The following is a 3953-nucleotide window of genomic DNA, read 5'->3' on the forward strand; positions in this document are numbered from 1 at the left end:
AGGCTCCACCAGAGCCTGGGCTACCGCACGCCGGCTGAAGTCGAAGCCGAGTTTTGGGAACACCACCCCAGTCGAGAAATAATGGAAATTAAGGCACAAGCCTAGGAACAAAAACCGGGGCACTTCACCCCAAATATTCACAAACCCTTATCAGACATCCCAACAAGCACCCTTAACAACTCCCCAAAACGGTCAGGAGAAAAGACCGCGCGAACAGGCTCCACCTCTACGTCCATAAAACACAGCACCCACCACCCAGCAGGAACACCCACCACCTGCTGCTCAAATAAAGAAGACGCAGGAGCCCAATCCACATTAGCAACAAAAACAGGACCATCCGAAGACGCAACAGACTCAACAATCTCACGCATACCTACATGAGACTCAGAAAACTCTGAAGCAGAAAATTCAGCCCATGAATCCCCCACAGTAATCTTGAGGAGATAATGAACCTTTCTGCTGCCTAATAACGTTTTCTTTTCCTTTGAAGATATATCAAAATATATTTCTTGACCCCAAGAATCCTGAAAACTAAAATTCACCTTTCACTCCTCCCCATCTGGGTGCTCTTCCTATTTCTCACATCAGCACCAAATTGCACCCCCGGCAAATACCCCGTAAAGAAGACAGGAAGGGCACGGTGCCAGGCAGTCTCACCAGCAGAACTTGCACCAAAGACAGCAATAAAAAGAATAAATGTTATCCACCCAGCCTTATTCGGGCTAAGGTATCGGAAGAGTAAATAACCTATAAAAATAAAAACGACAGCAACAGTAAATAATTCCCTGAAGTAATCCCACCCTATAAAACTACAGAGCATGATAAACAGACCCCCAGTAAGAGAGCACAGAATTAGCAAGTCTTTAGATTTTTTACTCACCTTTAAGGGTATCTCCTAACGATATATCACTTACACCAGATAGAACTGAACCTTGCGCTCCACCTCTCCACATGCGGGAAGATTGAACCCCTGTAAATGCGCCACGGAAAGTGCTCGGAGATGTCCAGCTAGCTTGATTCAGTGTACTACTGTTGACAGGCTTTGAAACAGGAACTTGAGAAAAAGCAGCAGAAGCCCCACCTGAGACTAGAATTTTTCTGAGGTTTGTCTCTTCGCCAGAGATAGTAGAGCTCAACGCTTCAGAACCGACACCACCAGCAAAATTCATTCCAATTTCTGTTACCTTCTGATTCAGATAGGTAGATCCTTTTGCTAGAGTCCCGGAACCTGGCCCGAAAAAGCCACCAACGGTAGCTCCGAATCCACCGCCTACGCTGTTCCCCATAAATTTATTGAAACTCCACTTCTCACCCTTGATAGCAGATTGGGCAGAGTACGTAGCACCACCACCTATTGCGCCGGTAGTAAAGTTAATGCCAGCGTTAACTGCAACAGAGCCCACGAATCTTGAGGCTGATTTTGTAACTGCCATAGTTAATTTTGTAGCTGCTGTACCCGCCCCAGCAATAACACCTGTTGCTGCTCCGACCAAGGTATCCAACCCCACCTTGCCCCAATCAACACGACCATCCCCACCCCTATTAGTCAGAATCGACAAACCACCAGAGAGCAAACCACCACCAACAGCACCAGCAACAATTAACCCTACCGGCCCGGTAGCGACCAGGGCAGCAACAGAGACCACAGTCCCGGCAATAATGGCAGCAGTAGCGATAGCCTCTGCGTGTTCATCAGCCCACTGGCGCACACCAGAGACAATCCGCTCACCAGCACGGCCCCGAGTATCAGCCCGATACTCCCTAAACTCAGAAGCGGTCATCGGCGACAAACCCCACGGATCCACCAACCCCACCGGATCATGACCCACAAACGCATACACATTAGAAGCCCAACCAGCACCCACCGGCGAGACCAGCGGATCAGGAGAAATAAACCCACGAGAGGCCGGGTCATAAGCCCGGGCACCCAGAATCTCCAGACCAGCGACCTGCAAAGACCCAGCCACGGTCACCCCAAAACCAGGGGTTGCGGTAGAGGGAAGCTCCTAGTAACCGGTCAGGACGCCGCCACCCCAGCCACTGAGGACAAAAGAAGGAAAGGGGCGCCGGCACCCCGATAAGGCACCAGCACCCCACAAACCTACCTACCTACCCCTACAAGCGATACCCATACCCCAACGCATAATCCCCCTCAGCCGGCAACTGAAACGGAGGAAACACCAACACCACCTGCTCACCCCGAAACCCATCCAACTCAGCAGCCATCTCCTCCCACGACCCAGCAGGAGAAGGAGACAAAACCTTAGACACATAAACAGTCCCACACTCCTGCGTACGAATCTTCAACTCAGTACTGGAAGTAGATAGCCCACCGGTACCACTGCGGCTATTGAAGACTTCAGCAGAAATAATGGTGCACTGCTTATCAATAGGATTCCTTTGGCTATACGCATTGTACAAAGGAATGCCAACCATAGATAAAACGCTGATGGAAAAAATAACCAACAGACAAAAACTCAACCATTTCCTGGGCTTTTTATTTCCTTTTTTATTTAATTCATCACTATAAAATATATTCATTATTCTACTCATTACGCAGCGGTGTAGCGGGACGAATTGCGTCCGCAGATGAAGAAGAAACTCCACTTGAGCCACCACTGAGCATGCTCTTAAGACCTTCTTTCCCGGCATCTGTGATATTCAAGGAATTCTCCTGAGGAGTAACGACATAATTGGCGACACCTAGAGCATAGTCACCAACTCTATCAAGCCCGAAACCAGCTATATTTTCCACGGTGGACCCCGATACATAGTTCTGCCTCAACGGCATCACCCACGGCGACACCACACCAACCCCCACACCAGACACCGTCGCCCGAGCATAACCACCCACAGTATGCTCCTCAAAATCACCCAAACCATACGCCAAGTTATTACTCGTCATATTCGACACCACACCATTAACCGTCTGCCCCGACAAAGACCGAGCATAACCACCAGCATCACCAAAATGAGCAGCAACCTGACCCAACTCATCAGAACGAGCAGCCCACGCAGCAGCCTTGACCTCAGCATGAGAAGAACGCGCAGCATTCACATACCGCATCGGATTAAACACCGAAGAATTAGCAGCCTTCTGCCCCAAGGCAAGAGCCTTAGCACCAGCAGCCTCAGCCTTCACTGCAAACCGCCCAGACCGAAAAGCATTCACCGCAGCACCAGCCTTACCCACCACAGAAACCGCAGCACCACCCAAACCACCAGCAACACCACCAATCAAAGTATCCAACCCCACCTTGCCCCAATCAACACGACCATCCCCACCCCTATTAGTCAGAATCGACAAACCACCAGAGAGCAAACCACCACCAACAGCACCAGCAACAATTAACCCTACCGGCCCGGTAGCGACCAAAGCAGCAACAGAGACCACAGTCCCGGCAATAATGGCAGCAGTAGCGATAGCCTCTGCGTGTTCATCAGCCCACCGGCGCACACCAGAGACAATCCGCTCTACCGCACGGCCCCGAGTATCAGCCCGATACTCCCTAAACTCAGAAGCGGTCATCGGCGACAAACCCCACGGATCCACCAACCCCACCGGATCATGACCCACAAACGCATACACATTAGAAGCCCAACCAGCACCCACCGGCGAGACCAGCGGATCAGGAGAAATAAACCCACGAGAGACAGGGTCATAAGCCCGGGCACCCAGGATCTCCAGGCCAGCGACCTGCAAAGACCCAGCCACGGTCACACCAAAACCAGGGGTTGCGGTAGAGGGAAGCTCCTAGTAACCGGTCAGGACGCCGCTGTCCCGGCCACCCGGGACAAAAGAAAGGAAAGGGGCGTCGGCACCCAACCAACACCCCAACAGAAACAACTATCAGCTCAGAACCTAAGCCACATCACCAGACCCCGCAATACGCCCAGCACGCAACCCACGCACCTTATCCCCACCAATCGAAGCATAGATCATCAACCCAACA

4 protein-coding genes are annotated in these 3953 nt (G+C 51.3%); all 4 read right to left on the bottom strand.

What is annotated here, in order from left to right:
• Window positions 1-137: 137 nt before the first annotated feature.
• Window positions 138-542 carry a hypothetical protein gene (locus ABD982_RS11165; protein WP_345447627.1) on the bottom strand — a complete coding sequence of 135 codons (405 nt, stop codon included), beginning with the start codon at window positions 540-542 and terminating at the stop codon, window positions 138-140.
• Between the two features lie 330 nt (window positions 543-872).
• The gene (locus ABD982_RS11170; RefSeq protein ID WP_345447630.1) at window positions 873-1967 is read right to left on the bottom strand and encodes an RHS repeat-associated core domain-containing protein; all 1095 of its coding nucleotides are present in this window, start codon (window positions 1965-1967) and stop codon (window positions 873-875) included.
• A 148-nt stretch (window positions 1968-2115) separates the two neighbouring features.
• Window positions 2116-2541 (bottom strand): hypothetical protein, encoded by a 426-nt coding sequence (locus ABD982_RS11175; RefSeq protein ID WP_345447632.1) that lies wholly within the window; start codon window positions 2539-2541, stop codon window positions 2116-2118.
• Between the two features lie 4 nt (window positions 2542-2545).
• Complete coding sequence (locus ABD982_RS11180; RefSeq protein WP_345447634.1) at window positions 2546-3715, bottom strand: RHS repeat-associated core domain-containing protein; 1170 nt, start codon at window positions 3713-3715, stop codon at window positions 2546-2548.
• Window positions 3716-3953 lie beyond the last annotated feature (238 nt).

Origin of the sequence: Rothia endophytica (assembly GCF_039543885.1) — a bacterium.
GTDB classification, from domain to species: Bacteria; Actinomycetota; Actinomycetes; order Actinomycetales; family Micrococcaceae; genus Rothia; species Rothia endophytica.

Bases quoted from the DNA above. Each gene is read 5' to 3' on its own strand.
- ABD982_RS11175 (WP_345447632.1), bottom strand. From the start codon at position 2,541: ATGAATATATTTTATAGTGATGAATTAAATAAAAAAGGAAATAAAAAG.